Annotated in this window: 18 protein-coding genes; 13 read left to right on the top strand and 5 right to left on the bottom strand. The window is 72.6% G+C overall.

All coding sequences use genetic code 11. From position 1 onward, the window contains the following. The first annotated feature begins 54 nt into the window (after window positions 1-54). Window positions 55-1053: an NAD(P)-dependent alcohol dehydrogenase gene (locus tag ACIBMZ_RS14845; RefSeq protein ID WP_396693868.1), complete on the top strand. Its 999-nt coding sequence runs from the start codon at window positions 55-57 to the stop codon at window positions 1051-1053. Window positions 1054-1069: 16 nt separating this feature from the next. On the opposite strand, the gene ACIBMZ_RS14840 is transcribed toward ACIBMZ_RS14845, so the two are convergent. After that, window positions 1070-2143 carry an XdhC family protein gene (locus ACIBMZ_RS14840; protein WP_396693866.1) on the bottom strand — a complete coding sequence of 358 codons (1074 nt, stop codon included), beginning with the start codon at window positions 2141-2143 and terminating at the stop codon, window positions 1070-1072. A gap of 121 nt (window positions 2144-2264) precedes the next feature. Here ACIBMZ_RS14840 and ACIBMZ_RS14835 point away from each other — a divergent pair, with 121 nt between their 5' ends. Genes ACIBMZ_RS14835 through ACIBMZ_RS14800 form a run of 8 tightly spaced genes read left to right on the top strand, consistent with a single transcriptional unit; the run spans window position 2265 to window position 10597 of the window. Continuing rightward, window positions 2265-3137: an FAD binding domain-containing protein gene (locus ACIBMZ_RS14835; protein WP_396693864.1), complete on the top strand. Its 873-nt coding sequence runs from the start codon at window positions 2265-2267 to the stop codon at window positions 3135-3137. Between the two features lie 2 nt (window positions 3138-3139). Further along, window positions 3140-3688 carry a (2Fe-2S)-binding protein gene (locus ACIBMZ_RS14830; protein ID WP_396693862.1) on the top strand — a complete coding sequence of 183 codons (549 nt, stop codon included), beginning with the start codon at window positions 3140-3142 and terminating at the stop codon, window positions 3686-3688. Beyond that, window positions 3685-6075: an aerobic carbon-monoxide dehydrogenase large subunit gene (locus ACIBMZ_RS14825; RefSeq protein ID WP_396693860.1), complete on the top strand. Its 2391-nt coding sequence runs from the start codon at window positions 3685-3687 to the stop codon at window positions 6073-6075. Before ACIBMZ_RS14830 ends, ACIBMZ_RS14825 begins: the two co-directional genes overlap by 4 nt. Before the next feature lie 9 nt (window positions 6076-6084). Then, window positions 6085-6954, top strand: a complete 870-nt coding sequence (locus ACIBMZ_RS14820) for an XdhC family protein (RefSeq protein ID WP_396693858.1) — start codon at window positions 6085-6087, stop codon at window positions 6952-6954. 8 nt (window positions 6955-6962) lie between these two features. Then, window positions 6963-7535: an NTP transferase domain-containing protein gene (locus tag ACIBMZ_RS14815; RefSeq protein WP_396693856.1), complete on the top strand. Its 573-nt coding sequence runs from the start codon at window positions 6963-6965 to the stop codon at window positions 7533-7535. Beyond that, window positions 7532-8440, top strand: coding sequence for an AAA family ATPase (locus ACIBMZ_RS14810; RefSeq protein ID WP_396693854.1), 909 nt, complete (start codon window positions 7532-7534; stop codon window positions 8438-8440). The genes ACIBMZ_RS14815 and ACIBMZ_RS14810 overlap by 4 nt, the downstream gene beginning before the upstream one ends. After that, window positions 8424-9401 (top strand): SRPBCC family protein, encoded by a 978-nt coding sequence (locus ACIBMZ_RS14805; RefSeq protein ID WP_396693853.1) that lies wholly within the window; start codon window positions 8424-8426, stop codon window positions 9399-9401. Before ACIBMZ_RS14810 ends, ACIBMZ_RS14805 begins: the two co-directional genes overlap by 17 nt. After that, entirely contained in the window at window positions 9398-10597 is a 1200-nt protein-coding gene (locus tag ACIBMZ_RS14800; protein WP_396693851.1) for a VWA domain-containing protein, read from the top strand. Before ACIBMZ_RS14805 ends, ACIBMZ_RS14800 begins: the two co-directional genes overlap by 4 nt. On the opposite strand, the gene ACIBMZ_RS14795 is transcribed toward ACIBMZ_RS14800, so the two are convergent. The 4 genes from ACIBMZ_RS14795 to ACIBMZ_RS14780 all read right to left on the bottom strand — a co-directional run bounded on the left by ACIBMZ_RS14795 (window position 10558) and on the right by ACIBMZ_RS14780 (window position 13749). Beyond that, the gene (locus ACIBMZ_RS14795; protein ID WP_396693849.1) at window positions 10558-11514 is read right to left on the bottom strand and encodes a LysR family transcriptional regulator; all 957 of its coding nucleotides are present in this window, start codon (window positions 11512-11514) and stop codon (window positions 10558-10560) included. The genes ACIBMZ_RS14800 and ACIBMZ_RS14795 overlap by 40 nt on opposite strands. 153 nt (window positions 11515-11667) lie before the next feature. Next, window positions 11668-12423 (bottom strand): SDR family NAD(P)-dependent oxidoreductase, encoded by a 756-nt coding sequence (locus ACIBMZ_RS14790; RefSeq protein ID WP_396693847.1) that lies wholly within the window; start codon window positions 12421-12423, stop codon window positions 11668-11670. Between the two features lie 2 nt (window positions 12424-12425). Continuing rightward, window positions 12426-13409 carry an alpha/beta hydrolase gene (locus ACIBMZ_RS14785; RefSeq protein WP_396693845.1) on the bottom strand — a complete coding sequence of 328 codons (984 nt, stop codon included), beginning with the start codon at window positions 13407-13409 and terminating at the stop codon, window positions 12426-12428. 34 nt (window positions 13410-13443) lie between these two features. Next, window positions 13444-13749, bottom strand: coding sequence for a putative quinol monooxygenase (locus tag ACIBMZ_RS14780; protein ID WP_396693843.1), 306 nt, complete (start codon window positions 13747-13749; stop codon window positions 13444-13446). A gap of 151 nt (window positions 13750-13900) precedes the next feature. Here ACIBMZ_RS14780 and ACIBMZ_RS14775 point away from each other — a divergent pair, with 151 nt between their 5' ends. The 4 genes from ACIBMZ_RS14775 (at window position 13901) to ACIBMZ_RS14760 (ending at window position 16809) form a co-directional block, all read left to right on the top strand. Next, window positions 13901-14836: an AraC family transcriptional regulator N-terminal domain-containing protein gene (locus ACIBMZ_RS14775; RefSeq protein WP_396693841.1), complete on the top strand. Its 936-nt coding sequence runs from the start codon at window positions 13901-13903 to the stop codon at window positions 14834-14836. 9 nt (window positions 14837-14845) lie between these two features. Then, window positions 14846-15100, top strand: coding sequence for a hypothetical protein (locus ACIBMZ_RS14770; RefSeq protein WP_396693839.1), 255 nt, complete (start codon window positions 14846-14848; stop codon window positions 15098-15100). A 93-nt stretch (window positions 15101-15193) separates the two neighbouring features. Then, on the top strand, window positions 15194-16051 hold the full coding sequence (locus ACIBMZ_RS14765; protein ID WP_396693838.1) for a fumarylacetoacetate hydrolase family protein: 858 nt from the start codon (window positions 15194-15196) through the stop codon (window positions 16049-16051). Beyond that, window positions 16048-16809, top strand: coding sequence for an SDR family NAD(P)-dependent oxidoreductase (locus tag ACIBMZ_RS14760; RefSeq protein ID WP_396693836.1), 762 nt, complete (start codon window positions 16048-16050; stop codon window positions 16807-16809). The genes ACIBMZ_RS14765 and ACIBMZ_RS14760 overlap by 4 nt, the downstream gene beginning before the upstream one ends. The last annotated feature ends 11 nt before the right edge of the window (window positions 16810-16820 follow it).

Genomic DNA, 16820 nt, shown 5'->3' with positions numbered 1-16820 from the left:
GTCGCGGCCCACGTGCCGATGAGTCGCCCCCGCCGTGAACGCCACCATGGCGTCATGAAGGCGATCGTTGCGCACCGATACGGCTCACCCGACGTGCTGCGGCTCCAGGAGGTCGACCGGCCGGTCCCGGCCGCCGACCAACTGCTGGTGCGGGTGCACGCGGCCTCGCTCAACGCGCGGGACTGGCACGTCCTGCGCGGCGACCCCTACCTGGCTCGGCTGGCCGCGCCGCAGATGATGGGGCTGCGCGGGCCCCGACGGATCATTCGGGGCACCGACTTCGCGGGCACCGTCGAGGCGGTCGGTGCTGACGTCGACCGGTTCCGCCCCGGCGACGAGGTGTACGGCGACACCGGCGACCTGCACGGCGCGTTCGCCGAGTACCTGTGCGTGTCCGCCGCGCAGGTCGAGTCGAAACCGGCCGCGCTCAGCTTCGCGGAGGCCGCCGCGCTGCCGCTGGCCGGCAACACCGCCCTGCTCGGCGTACGTGACGTGGGGCGGCTGCGCGACGGGCAGCACCTGCTGGTCAACGGCGCCTCCGGCGGAGTGGGGACGTTCGCCGTCCAGATCGGCAAGGCGCTCGGGGCCACCGTGACGGCGGTGTGCCGGACCCGCAACGTCGACCTGGTCCGGTCGCTCGGCGCGGACCACGTCGTCGACTACACCACCCACGACTTCGCCCACGGGGATCGCCGCTACGACGTCCTGCTCGACCTGGTCGGTAACCGCTCGCTGGCCGACCTGCGACGCGCCGTGGTTCCCGGAGGCACGCTGGTGCTCTCCGGCGGCGGGACCTTCCGGGGCCGGCCCGCCCTGGTCGGGCCGATGGCGCTGCTCGTCCGGGCACAGGTGGCGGCCCGTGTCGTCGGTGAACGGATGGTGCTGCTCACCACGCCGCAGAGCCGTGAGCTGCTGGCCGGGCTGCGCGACCTCGTCGAGGCCGGTCTGGTCGCCCCGGTCGTGGACCGCACCTATCCGCTCGCCGAGGTGCCCGAGGCGATGCGTTATCTGGAGGGCGAGCACGCCCGCGCCAAGGTGGTCGTCACCGTCTGAGCGGGACCGGCGCGGTTCAGTCGCGGTGGATCGGGCTGTCCAGCGCGGTCAACGGACGACCCGAGCCGCCCCAGGACTCGGCGATGATCTCGGCGGCGATGGCCACCGCCGTCTCCTCCGGGGTACGCGCACCGAGGTCGAGTCCGATCGGCGAGCGGAGCCGGGCCAGGGTCTCCTCGTCCACGCCCGCCTCGCGCAGTCGGCGCATCCGGTCGTCGTGGGTACGGCGGCTGCCCATCGCGCCGATGTAGCGCGCGGGTGTGCGCAGGGCGACCTGGAGCAGCGGGACGTCGAACTTCGGGTCGTGGGTCAGCACGCAGAGCACGGTGCGCTCGTCGACGGTGGTCTCGGCGAGGTACTCGTGTGGCCAGCGCACCACGAGTTCGTCCACGTCGGGGAAGCGTTTGCGGGTGGCGAACACCGGACGGGCGTCGCAGAGGGTCACGTGGTGGCCGAGGAACCGGCCGATCCGCGCGACCGCGGCGGCGTAGTCGATCGCGCCGAAGACGATCATCCGGGGCGGCGGCACGTACGACTGGACGAAGACCGACACCTCGTCGCGGCGCTGCTCGCCGTGCGTACCGAGGTGGACGGTGCCGGTGCTGCCCTGGGCCAGCATCCCGGCGGCCTGCTGCGCCACCGCGCGGTCCAGGTCGGGATCGCCGAGGCTGCCGGCCACCCGGTCGGGCCAGACGACGAGCTGGGCGTCCCCGGTCGACGCGGTGGCCACCGGCCGACCGGCGGTGATCGCCGCCAGGACCGCGTCGGTCTCGGTCAGCGCCGCCTGCGGCTGTACCAGGATCTCGACGGTGCCGCCGCAGGTCAGACCCACCCCGAAGGCGTCGTCGTCGCTGACGCCGTAGATCTCGGTCCGCGCCTTGCCGGTCTCGATGGCCTCCCGGCACAACTCGAAGACCGCGCCCTCGACACAGCCGCCGGAGACGCTGCCCAGCACCTCGCCGTCGGCGTTGACCGCCATGGTGGCGCCGGGCTGCCGGGGCGCCGAGCGCCAGGTACGCACGACGGTGGCCACGGCGAACGCGACGCCGACCGTACGCCAGTGCGTCAGTCCGTCCGCGATGTCCCGCATGGCTGCACCATCCGTGGCCGCCGGTGCCGTCGTCAACCCGACCTAAGCAATTGCTTAGGTCGACGTTGACTTTGTAAACGGCCCCGACCAGATTCTGGCGGGACCGTGGAGGAGCGACATCATGCAGGTTCCGGCACCGTTCGAGTACGAGCGCGCCACCAGTGTGGACCAGGCAATAGGTTTGTTGGAACGGCTGGGCGGAACGGCTCGGCTGATCGCCGGTGGGCACAGTCTGCTGCCGATGATGAAGCTGCGCCTGGCCAATTTCGACTATCTGATCGACATCAACGATCTGCACCCGGAACTCGGTTACATCCGGCCCGGCCGCCACGAGTTGCGCATCGGCGCTCTCACCCGGCACCGCGAGCTGCTGGAGTCCACCGAGCTGGCCGCCGCGTTCCCGATCTTCGCCGACGCGGAGCGGGTGATCGCCGACCCGATCGTGCGCAACCGGGGCACCCTGGGCGGCTCGCTCTGCCAGGCGGACCCGTCGGAGGACCTGTCGGCGGTCTGCACCACGCTGGACGCGAGCTGCGTGATCCGGGGACCCGGCGGCGTCGAGCGGATCGTGTCGATGGAGGAGTTCCACGTCGGACCGTACGAGACGGCGGTCGGCGAGGCCGAGATGCTGATCGAGGTCCGGCTGCCGGTACGCCCCGGCGGCGGCAGCGCGTACGAGAAGGTCGAGCGCCGGGCCGGCGACTGGGCCGTGGTCTCGGCCGGCGCGGCGATCTGGCTGGACGGCGGCGTCATCGCCGACGCCCGGGTGGGGCTGGCCGCGGTCGGCCCGAACACCACCGGCATCCCGGAGGTCTCCGCCGCGCTGCGGGGGCAGGAGCCCACCGAGAGCGTGTTCGCGCGGGCCGGCGAGATCGCGGCGAGCCAGTGCGAGCCGGTCACCGACCAACGCGGCAGTGCCGACTACAAGCGGCATCTGGCCGCCGAGCTGACCAAGCGGGCCCTGCGCCGGGCCGCCGAGCGGGCGAGGAGCTGAGCATGCAGGTCACCATGACCGTCAACGGCGTCGAGGTCACCCGGGAGATCGAGGGTCGGCTGCTGCTCGTGCACTTCCTGCGGGACGTGCTGGGGCTGACCGGCACGCACTGGGGCTGCGACACCAGCAACTGCGGCACCTGCGTGGTCTGGCTCGACGGCGAGCCGGTGAAGTCGTGCACGGTGCTCGCCGCGATGGCCGGCGGCCACGAGGTGCGTACCGTCGAGGGGCTGGCGAAGGGCGCCGAGCTGGACCCGGTGCAGCAGGGCTTCATGCAGTGCCACGGCCTCCAGTGCGGTTTCTGTACGCCGGGCATGATGATGACCGCGCGGGCGCTGCTCAACCGCAACCCCGACCCGAGCGAGTCGGAGATCCGCGAGGCGATCTCGGGCCAGATCTGCCGCTGCACCGGGTACGCCACCATCGTCCGGTCCGTGCGCTGGGCCGCCGTGCACGAGCAGGCCGCCGCGGCCCAGGTCGCCGAGACCACCGAATCACCCGCCGCCGGTGAGATCTCCGACGCCGGCCAGCCTGCCGGGAGCCCCGCATGACGACCGTGCACGAGCCCGTGGAGACGTTCCACGACAACGACCAGAAGCCGGTCGGGTACGGCCGGATGCTGCGCAAGGAGGACCCGCGCTTCGTCCGGGGCCGGGGCCGCTACGTCGACGACGTGCAACTGCCCGGCATGCTGCACCTGGCCATCCTGCGCTCGCCGGTGGCGCACGCCCGGATCGTCTCCATCGACACCAGCGCCGCCGAGGCGTCGCCCGGGGTCAAGGCGGTGGTGACCGGGGCGATGCTGGCCGAGCAGAACCTGGCCTGGATGCCGACGCTCTCCAACGACGTGCAGGCGGTGCTCGCCACCGACAAGGTGCGCTTCCAGGGCCAGGAGGTGGCCTTCGTGGTCGCCGAGGACCGGTACGCCGCCCGCGACGCGCTGGAACTGATCGACGTCGAGTACGACATCCTCGACCCGGTCGTCGACGTGCGCCGCGCGCTGGAGCCGGACGCCCCGGTGATCCGCGACGACCTCGAGGGCAAGACGGACAACCACTGCTTCGACTGGGAGACCGGCGACGAGGCGGCCACCGAGGCCGCGTTCGCCCGCGCCGACGTGGTGGTCAGCGAGGACATCGTCTACCCCCGGGTGCACCCGGCGCCGATGGAGACCTGCGGCGCGCTCGCCGACTTCGACCCGATCGAGGGCAAGCTGCGCCTCTGGTCCACCACCCAGGCGCCGCACGCACACCGCACCCTGTACGCCATCGTGGCCGGTCTGCCCGAGCACAAGATCCAGGTGATCGCGCCGGACATCGGCGGCGGGTTCGGCAACAAGGTGCCGATCTACCCCGGGTACGTCTGCGCCATCGTCGCCTCGATCGTCACCGGCAAGCCGGTGAAGTGGATGGAGGACCGCTCGGAGAACCTGATCAGCACCGGTTTCGCCCGTGACTACATCATGCGCGGCGAGATCGCGGCGACCCGGGACGGCAGGATCCTGGCCATCCGCACCAACGTGCTGGCCGACCACGGCGCCTTCAACGGCACCGCCGCGCCGGTCAAGTACCCGGCCGGGTTCTTCGGCGTCTTCACCGGCAGCTACGACATCGAGGCCGCCTACTGCAAGATGACGGCGGCCTTCACCAACAAGGCGCCCGGCGGTGTCGCGTACGCCTGCTCGTTCCGGATCACCGAGGCCGTCTACCTGGTCGAGCGGATCGTCGACTGCCTCGCCGACGAGTTGGGCATGGACCCGGCCGAGCTGCGGCTGAAGAACTTCATCCAGCCCGAGCAGTTCCCGTACACGACGAAGACCGGCTGGGTCTACGACTCCGGCGACTACGAGCCGACCATGCGGCTGGCCATGGAGATGGCCGGCTACGCCGAGCTGCGCCGAGAGCAGGAGGAGAAGCGTGCCCGGGGCGAGCTGATGGGCATCGGCATCGCGTTCTTCACCGAGGCGGTCGGCGCCGGTCCCCGCAAGAACATGGACATCCTCGGGCTGGGCATGGCCGACGGCTGCGAGCTGCGCGTGCACCCGACCGGCAAGGCGGTGGTACGGCTCAGCGTGCAGTCCCAGGGCCAGGGCCACGAGACCACGTTCGCGCAGATCATCGCCGAGGAGATCGGCATCCCGCCGGACGACATCGACGTGGTGCACGGCGACACCGACAACACGCCGTTCGGCCTCGGCACGTACGGCAGCCGCTCGACCCCGGTGTCCGGGGCCGCCGCCGCACTGGTCGCCCGCAAGGTCCGGGACAAGGCCAAGATCATCGCTTCGGCGATGCTGGAGGTGTCCGTCGCCGACCTCGACTGGGAGAAGGGCGCCTTCCACGTCAAGGGCGACCCGGGCAAGTCCGTCACGATCCAGGACATCGCCATGCGCGCGCACGGCGCCGGTGACCTGCCCGACGGGATCGAGGGCGGACTGGAGGCGCAGATCTGCTACAACCCGTCGAACCTGACCTACCCGCACGGGGCGTACATCTGCGTGGTGGACATCGACCCGGGCACGGCCCAGGTGACGGTGCGCCGGTTCATCGCGGTCGACGACTGCGGCACCCGGATCAACCCGATGATCATCGAGGGGCAGGTGCACGGCGGCCTGACCGACGGGGTCGGCATGGCGCTGATGGAGATGATCGCCTTCGACGAGGACGGCAACTGCCTCGGCGCGTCCATGATGGACTACCTCATCCCGACGGCGCTGGAGGTGCCCGACTGGGAGACCGGCTACACGGTCACCCCGTCGCCGCACCACCCGATCGGCGCCAAGGGCGTGGGGGAGTCGGCCACCGTCGGCTCGCCACCGGCGATCGTCAACGCGGTCGTGGACGCCCTCAAGCCGTTCGGTGTCCGGCACGCCGACATGCCGCTGACGCCGTCGCGGGTCTGGGACGCCATGCGCGGCCAGGCCCGACCGCCGATCTGAGGAGGCGACGTGTCGACGACGATCGCGGAACGCGCCCGTGCGCTGAGCGCCGCCCGGGAGCCGTTCGTGCACGCCACCGTGGTCCGCGCCCAGGAACCAACGTCGGCGCGGGCGGGTGACGACGCGGTGATCCTGCCGGACGGTTCGATCGAGGGCTTCGTGGGTGGGGCGTGTGCCGAGAGTTCGGTGCGCGCCGCCGCGCTGGACACCCTGCGCGACGGCAACACCCTGCTGCTGCGGGTGCTGCCGGACGGCACGGACGCCTTCCCCGACACCCCGGGTGCGCGGGTGGTGGTGAACCCGTGCCACTCCGGCGGCGCGGTCGAGATCTTCCTCCGGCCGATGCTGCCCGCGGCGGTGCTGGGGGTGGCCGGTGACACCCCGGTCAGCGCGGCCGTGGCCACGCTGGCGCGGTTCCTCGACTTCGAGGTCGCCGAGGCCGGTGACTACTCCGGTGCCACCGCCGTGGTGGTGGCCGGTCTCGGCAAGGGCGATCCGGAGGCGATCCGGGCCGCGCTGGACGCGGGCGTGGCGCACGTCGCGCTGGTCGCCAGCCGTAAGCGGGCCGCCGCGCTGCTGGACGAGCTGACCCTGACCGACGACGAACGGGCCCGGGTACACGCGCCGGCCGGGTTGGACATCGGTGCGCGTACCTCGCCGGAGATCGCCCTGGCGATCATGGCCGACGTGGTACGCGCGGTCCGGCGCGACGACCTGCGGCCCCCGGCGGGCGCGCCCGTGGTCCGTCCGCAGCAGGCGGTGGACCCGGTGTGCGGGATGACGGTGACCGTCGGGCCGGACACCCCGCACGCCCGGGTGGACGGCGCGGACCACTGGTTCTGCTGCCCCGGATGCCTCGCCCGGTTCACGGGCGGGTAGCCGTGAACGTGACCGGTCTGGTCCTCGCGGCAGGCGCGTCGGTGCGCCTCGGCGAGGCCAAGCAACTGCTGCCGTACCGGGGGCGGACCCTGCTCGACGCCACCCTGGACCTGGCCCGCTCGTGCGGCTTCGGGCAACTCCTGGTGACCCTCGGCGGGGCGGCGGACCGGGTCCGGGACCGGGTCGACCTGACCGGGTGCGAGGTGGTGGAGAACGCGGCCTTCAGCACCGGCTGCGGCTCGTCGATCAGCACCGCCGTGCGGGCGGTCGACCCGCACGCCGACGCGCTCGTGCTGCTCCTCGGCGACCAGCCCGGCGTACGCGCCGACGACGTGCGGCGGCTCGCCGCCACGCCGACGCCGCTCGGGGTGTGCCGGTACGCCGACGGGCTGGGGCATCCGTTCCGGTTCGGCCGTGCGGTCTTCCCCGACCTGGCCGACCTGCACGGCGACAAGGCGGTGTGGAAGCTGCTGCACTCCGGCCGCCACCCGGTGACCGAGCTGCCGGTGGGCGGTCCGGTGCCGATCGACGTGGACACCCGCGCCGACTACGAGCGGCTGTTGACGGGTGAGGTCCGATGAAGGACGCGTCCGACGTCGCCCGTCGCCTCGACGCCGTCGACTACCTGACCGACGACGGGCTGGCGATGGCGCTGTTCCTGGCGGTACGCCTCGGCAAGCCGCTGCTGCTGGAGGGGGAGCCCGGCGTCGGCAAGACCGCCGCCGCCAAGGCGCTGGCGCGCGCCCTGGACACCACGTTCATCCGGTTGCAGTGCTACGAGGGCCTGACCGCCGGTGAGGCGCTCTACGAATGGAACTACCAGCGCCAACTGCTCGCCATCCGGCTCGCCGAGGCGCAGGGTTCCCGGCTCGCCGACGGGGACCTGTTCAGCGCCGAGTTCCTCCAGGAACGGCCGATCCTGCGGGCGGTACGCCACCCGGGGCCGGTGCCGCCGGTGCTGCTGATCGACGAGATCGACCGGGCCGACGACGAGTTCGAGGCGTTGCTGTTCGAGTTCCTCGGCGAGGCCGGCGTCACCATCCCGGAACTCGGCACGTTCACCGCGCACACCCCGCCGATCGTGGTGCTCACCTCCAACCGGAGCCGCGAACTGCACGACGCGCTGCGCCGTCGCTGCCTGTACCACTGGATCGAGTTCCCGGAGCCGCACCGGGCGGCGGAGATCGTCCGCCGCGCGGTGCCGACCGCCGCCGAGCCGCTGATCCGTACCGCCACCGAGTTCGTCGGCGCCGTACGCGGGCTGGAACTGGACAAGGCGCCCGGGATGGCCGAGGCCATCGACTGGGTGGCCGCGCTGTCCGTGCTCGGTGCCGCAGACCTCGCCGGTGACGACGTCCGACAGACCATCGGCACCATCGCCAAGACCCCCGACGACCGTGCCACCGTGGCCGCCGCGCTCGGCACCCGCCAGGACGGTCAGTGCTCGGCACCTAACAGGAGAGTCAGTCGTGAAGCTCAACAATGATTTCGTGGTCAACATCCCGATCGATCGGGCCTGGGCGGTCCTCACCGACCTGGAGGGGATCGCGCCCTGCATGCCGGGTGCCCGCCTCACCGGCGTCGAGGGCGACGTCCACAAGGGCAAGGTGAAGGTCAAGGTGGGCCCGGTCGTCTCCGAGTTCGCCGGCACCGCGCAGTTCGTCGAGAAGGACGACGCCGCGTACCGCGCGGTGATCGACGCCAAGGGCCGCGACGCCCGCTCGGCGGCGAACGCCGCCGCCGTGGTCACCGCCGCCCTGCGGCCCGACGGCGACCGGACCCTGGTGAGCGTCGACACCGACCTGCGGATCTCGGGCAAGCTGGCCCAGTTCGGCAGCGGCATGATCAAGGAGGTGTCGGGCAAGCTGCTCGCCCAGTTCGTCACCAACCTGGAGGCCAAGCTGGCGGCCGAGGAGGCCGCCACCGTACCCGCCGCCACCGAGGCACCGTCCGCCGCCGCACCGGCCACCGTGGATGCCGTGCCGGTCGCGGCCGACGCCGCGCCCGCCTCGGCCACGTCGCGCCCCGCGCCCGCCCCGACCGGTGCCGCAGCGGCGACCGCCGCGCCGGCAGCGGGGGAGACCGTCACCGCCGGGGCGCACCCGAACTCGGTGGACCTCACCCCTGCCGCAGCGACCGTCTCCACCGAGGCGACCGCCGGTGGCGGAGATCCCCTGCAGGCCGCGACCGCTGCCCCCGCCGCCGGGACGACGAGCACCGGGGACGCAACGACCACGCGGCAGACCGTGATCGCCGAACCGGCATCGGTACCCACCGCACCGGTGACCCGGGGCGCCGCCGCACCGGCTCGTGCCGACGACGACGACGACGAGGCGCTGGACCTGCTCAGCATCGCCGGAGGGTCGATCACCAAGCGCGTGGTGCCGCTGGTGGTCGGTCTCGTCGTGGTCGGCGCGGTGATCGCCTGGTTGATCGCCCGCAGGTGACCTCCGGGGTGCTGCGCGGCGTCGACCGGGCCGCGTTCGCCGTGGCACTGGCCGACCGGCTGCGTCGCGCCGGGGTCCCGGCCGGGCTCACCCAGGTCGACGACCTCGTCCGCGCGCTCGTCGCCGCACCCCCGGCGGACCGCTCGACGCTGTACTGGTCTGCCCGGATCAGCCTGGTGCGCCGGCACGCCGACCTGGCCACCTTCGACGCCGTCTTCGAGGCGGTCTTCGCCGACGCCCCACCGTTGCCGCTGACCCGGGCCGCGAGCGGGCCGGGCCGCCGCGACGAGGTGCACGTGCCGCTGCCCGCCGACACCGACAGCGCGGGGTCGGGCGGCGGGCTGCCCTGGGCGACGCTGCCTCCGGCGGTGGCCGAGACGGCCGAGTCCGACGCGGCGCTGCGCCTGCCGGAGCGGCGTCCGGCCGCCCTCGCCGGGCTCGCCGACCGACCGTTCGAGGACCTGGACGACCGGCAGGTGGCGCTGCTCGGCGAAGTGCTGCGGGCCGCCGTGCACCGTTGGCCCACCCGGCGCACCCGGCGGCACCGGGTCAGCCCGGCGGGTCGACGGATCGCGCTGCGGCCGACCGTGGCCCGGGCCCGCCACACCGGCTGGGAGCCGGTGGAGGTGGTCCGCGAGCGACCGGTCCGCCGACCGCGCCGGGTGGTGCTGCTCTGCGACGTCAGCGAGTCGATGCGCGCCCAGGCGACCGCCTACCTGCACCTGATGCGGGCGTTCGCCACGGTCGCCGACGCCGAGGTGTTCGCGTTCGCGACGACGTTGACCCGCCTCACCACCGTGCTGCGGCACTCCTCGCCGGTGGAGGCGGTGGACCGGGCCGGGGCGGCGGTGACCGACCGGTTCGGCGGGACCCGGATCGCCACCAACGTGCGTACGCTGCTCGCCTCCCACCACGGCGACCTCGCCCGGGGTGCGGTGGTGGTGATCGGGTCGGACGGTTGGGACAGCGACCCGCCCGACGACCTCGCCGCCGCCATGGCCCGGCTGCGCCGCCGGGCGCACCGGATCGTGTGGCTGAACCCACGTGCCGGGGTTCCCGGCTTCGCCCCCCGGGTGGCCGGCATGGCCGCCGCGCTGCCCTACTGCGACCGGCTGTTGCCGGCCGGGACGTTCCAGGACCTGCTGGACGCTGCCGGTCAGCTCCAGAGCGTGACGTGGACCGCCGGCTTGAAGTGACCCACGCTGACGCCCGCGCCGCGCATCATCGCCTGGATGGCGCGGGAGGTGGAGGCGAACCGGCACAGCTCGGCTGCGGCCGAGGGCGTACCCGGGCTGGACAACAACAGCGAGTGCCAGCCGTCCTCGACGGGGGTGTGCGGTCCGGCCAGCAGCAGCAGGTCACCGCTGCGGACCTCGGGCGCGACGGTGAACGCCAGCGCGGGCGCGACGCCCTTGCCCCGTTTCGCCTCACCGAGCGCGGCGGCGTGGCTCTGGAAGATCTGCTGCCGCTCCTCGGGTACGGCGAGTCGGCGCAGCATCGCCTGCACCGCACCCGACTGGGTGGTGGCCGAGGGGCCGAGCAGCCAGGTCTGCTCGCGCAGTTGGGCCGCGGACGCCCGGACGCCGGCCAGCGGATGGTCCGGTCCGACGACGGTCACGAGCCGGTAGTTCATCACCGGCCGACAGGTGATGGCCGGGTCGACGACCGGCGGCTGCGGCCCGACCGCGATGTCCACGGCGCGGGTCAGCAGCAGCGTCTCGAAGGAACCCGGGTCCCGGACGCTCAGTTCCACGTCGAGGTCGGCGGCGCGCCTGGTGAACAGCTTGATCAGACCGGGCGCGGCGAGTTCGGCGAAGAGGCTGCACGCGGCGACCCGCAGCATCCGGCGTCCCCGCGCCGCGGCGGTCACCTCGACCACCGTGCGGTCCTGGAGGCCGAGCAGCTCGGAGGCGCGGCTGGCCAGCCGCAGCCCACCGGGCGTGAAGGCGAGCCCGACCGCGGTGCGGGAGAACAACTTGTCGCCGAACTCCTTGCGCAGTTGGGCGATGTGCAGCGAGACGGCCGACTCGGAGACGTCGAGCTGCGCGGCGGCCTGCTTCACCGAGCCCAACCGCACCACCGCGACGTACGCGCGTAGTTGTGCCGGCGTCATCGACGGCGTCCCTCCTCCCATCCCGATCTCGCGACCCGGACGGTTCCTCGCAGCGAAACACGATCATGCCCGTTACGCCGCGTCGTCGCCAACCCGCGTCCCGGCCACCATGATGCGGGGCGGACGGTCGAGCCGTCCGCCCCGCCGCCCGCGTCAGAGCCGATAACCGCCGGACACCTCGATGTCCTGGGCCGTGATCCACCGACCCGCGTCGTCCAGCAGCGCGGCGATGGTCGCCCCGATGTCGTCCGGTTCGCCGACCCGGCCGAGTGCGGTCCGGGCCGCCAGGTGCGGGATCACCTCCGGGTGCCGGGCGAAGGCGTCGTCGGCGATGCGGGTCCGGGTGGAGCCGGGGGAGACCGAGTTGACCCGTACGCCGCGCCCGCTCAACTCCTTGGCCAGATAGCGGGTCAGCACCACCAGGCCGCCCTTCATCGTGCCGTACGCGGAGTAGCCGGGTTCCAGGCCGGAGCCGACGGCGTTGCTGGCGACGTTGACGATCGCGCCGCCGTCGGCCAGCCGGGGCAGCAGCGTCCGGGTGAGGAAGTACGGCCCGCGCAGCAGCACCCGCATGAGGTCGTCGAACAACTCCTCGGTGGTCTCCTCGAACGGCGCCGTCCGGCTCGCCCCCGCGTTGTTGACCAGGTAGTCGAAGGTATCCCGCTGCCAGGTGTCACGCAGTGCGGCGAGCACCGCGTCGTGGAAGGCCGGGAAGCGCGTCGAGTCGCCGAGGTCGAGTGGCAGCGCTACCGCGCGGCCACCGTCGCGTTCGATGCGCGCCACCGTGTCGTGCGCCCCGGTCGGGTTGTGCTGGTACGTCAGGATGACGCCGGTGCCGCGTCGGGCGATCTGGAGCGCGGCGCTCTGGCCGATGCCGGAACTGCCGCCGGTGACGATGGCGATACGCATGGTCAGTGGGTCCCTTCGTTGGTGCCGTGGTCGGAGGTCAGCACCCGGGCGAGCCAGTCGGTGCGGGCACGCCGGGCGGTGGTGGAGACGGCGGCCTGCGGCGCGAGCGCGTCGAAGCCGTGGCAGCCGCCCGCCCAGACGTGCAGTTCGGCCTGCCCACCGGCGGCCCAGATCCGGCTGGCGTAGTCGACGCTCTCGTCCCGGAAGACCTCCGCCGAGCCGGCGTCGACGTAGGTGGTGGGCAGTCCGGACAGGTCGTCGGCGAGCGCCGGGGACACGTACGCGGACACCGGCCGGTCGCCGTCCTCGCCCAGGACGCAACGCCAGCAGAAATCGTTCGACTCACCGGTCCAGACGTCGGGCCCACCGGTGTACTGCCGACTGGAGACGGTGTCGTTGCGGTGGTCCAGCATCGGTCCGATGAGCACCTGGGCGGCGATCGGCGGGGTGCCGAGGTCACGGGCCATCAGGGTCACCCCGGCGGCCAGGCCACCACCGGCGCTGGCTCCGGCGACGACCAGGCGGGCCGGGTCGACGTGCAGGTCGGCGGCGTGCGCGGCGGTCCAGAGCAGACCCTGGTAGCAGTCCTCGACCAGGGTCGTGCCGGTCACCTCGGGCGCCAACCGGTAGTCCACCGAGACGACCACGGCACCGAAGCGGTCCAGCCATTCGAGCGGGATGTCGAGTTGGGCGTAGCGGTCGCCCATGACCATCCCGCCGCCGTGGATCCAGTAGACGCACGGTGCCGGTGCGCCGCCGGTGCTTCCGGCGGGACGCAGCACGCACAGCGGGATCGGGGTGCCGTCGGCGGCCGGGACGGTGATCTCCTGCCGGTCCACGGACCCGCCGTCGAGCAGGGTTTCCACGGGGGTGGTGGCGTAGGGCCGGATCTGTGCGAGCACGTCGTGGTCGAGTCGGGCCACCAGTGGCAGGTCGGCGAGCAGGGCCCGCAGTTCGGGGTCGAGGGCGGGGCGGGGCAGGGTCATGGCGGGTCCTCGGGTCGGCGGGGTGGGTGTCGGTTCAGAGGGCGGCGCGACCGCCGACCGGCACCTCGTCGGTGTAGGTCGCCTCGGCGGCGAGCAGTGGTTCGAGTCGCGTGACGAGGTCGCGCGCCGGGGCGGTGGTGAAGAACTCGGCGTGCGCCGCCCGGCTGGTCCAGCCCTCGGTGAGGTGGACGACGTCGGGGTCGCCGGCCGAGCGCCCGACCAGGAAGACGACGCAGTCCGGGTGCGTCAGCGCGGGGGCGTCGAGCAGGAGCGCCACCACCTCGTCGCCCTTGCCGGGGTGCGCGGTCATGGTGGCGTGGAAGCCGTGGTCGATGGTCATATCGGTGATTCCTCCCGGTGAGCTGATGTCGATGAGATATCGACTCACCCATATAAGCATCGTGAACAGCGGGGATGATAGAACGATGCTCCCGTGCTATTGCCTGATCCTCTTGTTGTGGCGAGGATCGGCCTTCTGTTCCAATGGTCGGGTGAGCCTCGATGAGTTACGTGACCTGCTCGACCGTCACGCCCGCCCGGACCAGCACACCGCCATCGACGACCTGTTGATCTCGCGGGTCGACCGGTCGGCACCGCCGTCGCCGTCGATGTCCGGCACGGTGCTGGCGCTCATCGCCCAGGGCGCGAAACGACTCGCGACCGGCGACCGGGTGTACGAGTACCGCGCCGGGCAGTACCTCGTCGCCTCGGTGGACCTGCCGGTCACCGGACAGTTCCTCGGGGTCGACGCCGACCATCCGGCGCTCGGCGTCGGCCTGGTCCTGCGTCCGGCGGCCGTCGCCGAGGTGCTGTTGCGGGCAGCGACCGGCGACCTGCCGCCGGTCGGTGCCGGTACGCCGTCCGGCCTGGCCGTCAGCGACGCGCCGCCGGAGCTGCTCGACGCGGTGCTCCGACTGGTCCGCCTGCTCGACCGGCCACGCGACGCGACGGTGCTGGCGCCACTGGTCAAACAGGAGATCCTCTGGCGACTGGTGACCGGCGCGCACGGGGCCACCGTGCGGCAGCTCGGTCTCGCCGACAGCAGCCTCAGTCACGTCGCCCGCGCGGTCCGGTGGATCCGGGAGCACTACGCCCGAGCGTTCCGGGTCGAGGATCTCGCCCGGCTCTCCGGCATGAGCGTCTCCGCCTTCTACCGCAACTTCCAGGCGGTCACCGCGATGAGTCCGATCCAGTTCCAGAAGCAGATCCGGTTGCAGGAGGCCCGGCTGCTGCTCGCCACCCGCCCCGACGACGTCACCGGCGTCGGCCGCCAGGTCGGCTACGACAGCCCGTCCCAGTTCAGCCGCGAGTACCGCCGCCAGTTCGGCCTGCCGCCCCGCCAAGACGCCGCCCGCCTGCACGGCACCTTGGGACAGCCCGCTCCGACGCCCCATCGGGTCCCCACGGCCGCCGGACTTCTTCCCTAGGGTGGCGTCATGACGACGTCACGGGAACAGCGGACCGTTTTCGGTGAGGTCGCCGAGGCGTACGAGCGGAGCCGGGCGGACTATCCGGCCGCGCTGCTGGACCTGATCACCGGGTACGCCACCCGCACACCGACCGACGTGGTGGAGGCGGGCGCGGGCACCGGCAAGGGCAGTGCGTTGCTGCGTCGACTCGGCGTACCGCTGACCTGTGTCGAGCCGGATCCGGCGATGGCCGCGCTGCTGGCGCGGCGCTTCACCGGCTGACCCGCGTCGCCGGGGCCGGCGACCCCTTGCCGACACCGTCGTGACTCCTCTATAACGATGCGTCTAGGTCGATCTCTGTCCGAAGGGTGCGGCGTGAAGCTACTACGGGTGGGCGCGGTCGGTCAGGAACGTCCCGCAGTCCGTGAAAGGAACGGCCGGTTGCGGGACCTCTCCGGCCTGGTGACCGAGATCGACGGAGCCTTCCTCGCCGGTGACGGCCCGGCCCGGGTCCGCGCCGCGCTCGCCGAGGGACGGCTTCCGGCGCTCGCGGACCCCGCGCCACGGATCGGAGCGCCGATCGCCCGCCCCGGCAAGATCGTGTGTGTCGGGCTGAACTACTCCGACCACGCGGCCGAGACCGGCGCGCGACTGCCGACCGAGCCGATCCTGTTCATGAAGGCGCCCAACACCGTCATCGGCCCGGACGACGAGGTGCTGATCCCACGCGGCAGCGTCAAGACCGACTGGGAGGTCGAACTCGCTGTCGTCATCGGCCGCACCGCGCGATATCTGGACAGCGACGACGAGGCGATGGCCTGTGTCGCCGGGTACACCGTCTCCAACGACGTCTCCGAGCGGGAGTTCCAGCTCGAACGCGGTGGCCAGTGGGACAAGGGCAAGTCCTGCGAGACGTTCAACCCGCTCGGGCCGTGGCTGGTCACCGCCGACGAGGTGCCCGACCCGCAGCAACTCGGCCTGCGGTTGAGCGTCAACGGGATACGCCGCCAGGACGGCAGCACCAAGAACATGGTCTTCGGGGTCGCCGAGGTGGTCCGGTACGTCAGCCAGTTCATGGTGCTCGAACCGGGCGACGTGATCAACACCGGCACCCCGGCCGGGGTGGCGCTCGGAATGCCCGAGCCGAAGCCGTACCTGCGTCCCGGCGACGTGATCGAGGTCGAGGTCGACGGTCTCGGCACCCAGCGCCAGACGGTCGGGCAGGCGTCGTGACCGGCGAGTTCGCCGGGCTGGCCGGGGTGGTCACCGGCGGCGGCTCGGGCATCGGCCTGGCCACGGCCCGGCTGCTGGCGCAGCGGGGTGCGTCGGTGGCCTGCCTCGACCTGGACCCCTCCGGCGTACCGGCGCCGCTGCTCGGGATTCGCTGCGACGTCACCGACGCTGCCTCGGTGACCGAGGCGGTGACCGAGGCCGCGAGTCGGCTCGGCGGGATCGACGTGCTGGTCAACAACGCCGGGATCGGCGCACGGGGCACCGTCGAGGCCAATCCGGACGACCAGTGGCACCGGGTGTACGACGTCAACGTGGTCGGGATCGTCCGGGTCACCCGGGCGGCCCTGCCCCACCTGCGGTACTCCGCCCACGCCGCGATCGTCAACATCGGCTCGATCGCGGCGAGCACCGGCCTGCCCGACCGGGCCCTCTACGGCGCGACGAAGGGTGCCGTCCAGGCGCTGACCCTCGCCATGGCGGCCGACCACGTCGGCGAGAACATCCGGGTCAACTGCGTGAACCCCGGGACCGTCGACACCCCGTGGGTACGCCGACTGGTCGACGCCGCCGACGACCCGGCCGCCGAACTGGTCGCCCTGCGCGCCCGGCAGCCCAGCGGACGGCTGGTCACCGCCGACGAGGTCGCCGCCGCCGTCGCGTACCTGGCCGGTCCGTCGGCCGGTGCGACCACCGGGACCGTGCTCGCCGTGGACGGTGGGACGCAATCCCTACGGCTGCGCGCCGCCGTCGAGAACTGACCACCTGTCGC

The sequence above is a fragment of the Micromonospora sp. NPDC049900 genome (assembly GCF_044461025.1).
Taxonomy (GTDB): Bacteria; Actinomycetota; Actinomycetes; order Mycobacteriales; family Micromonosporaceae; genus Micromonospora.
Note: the sequence above shows the minus strand (reverse complement) of the source record. Positions and strands in the feature narration are given on the sequence as shown.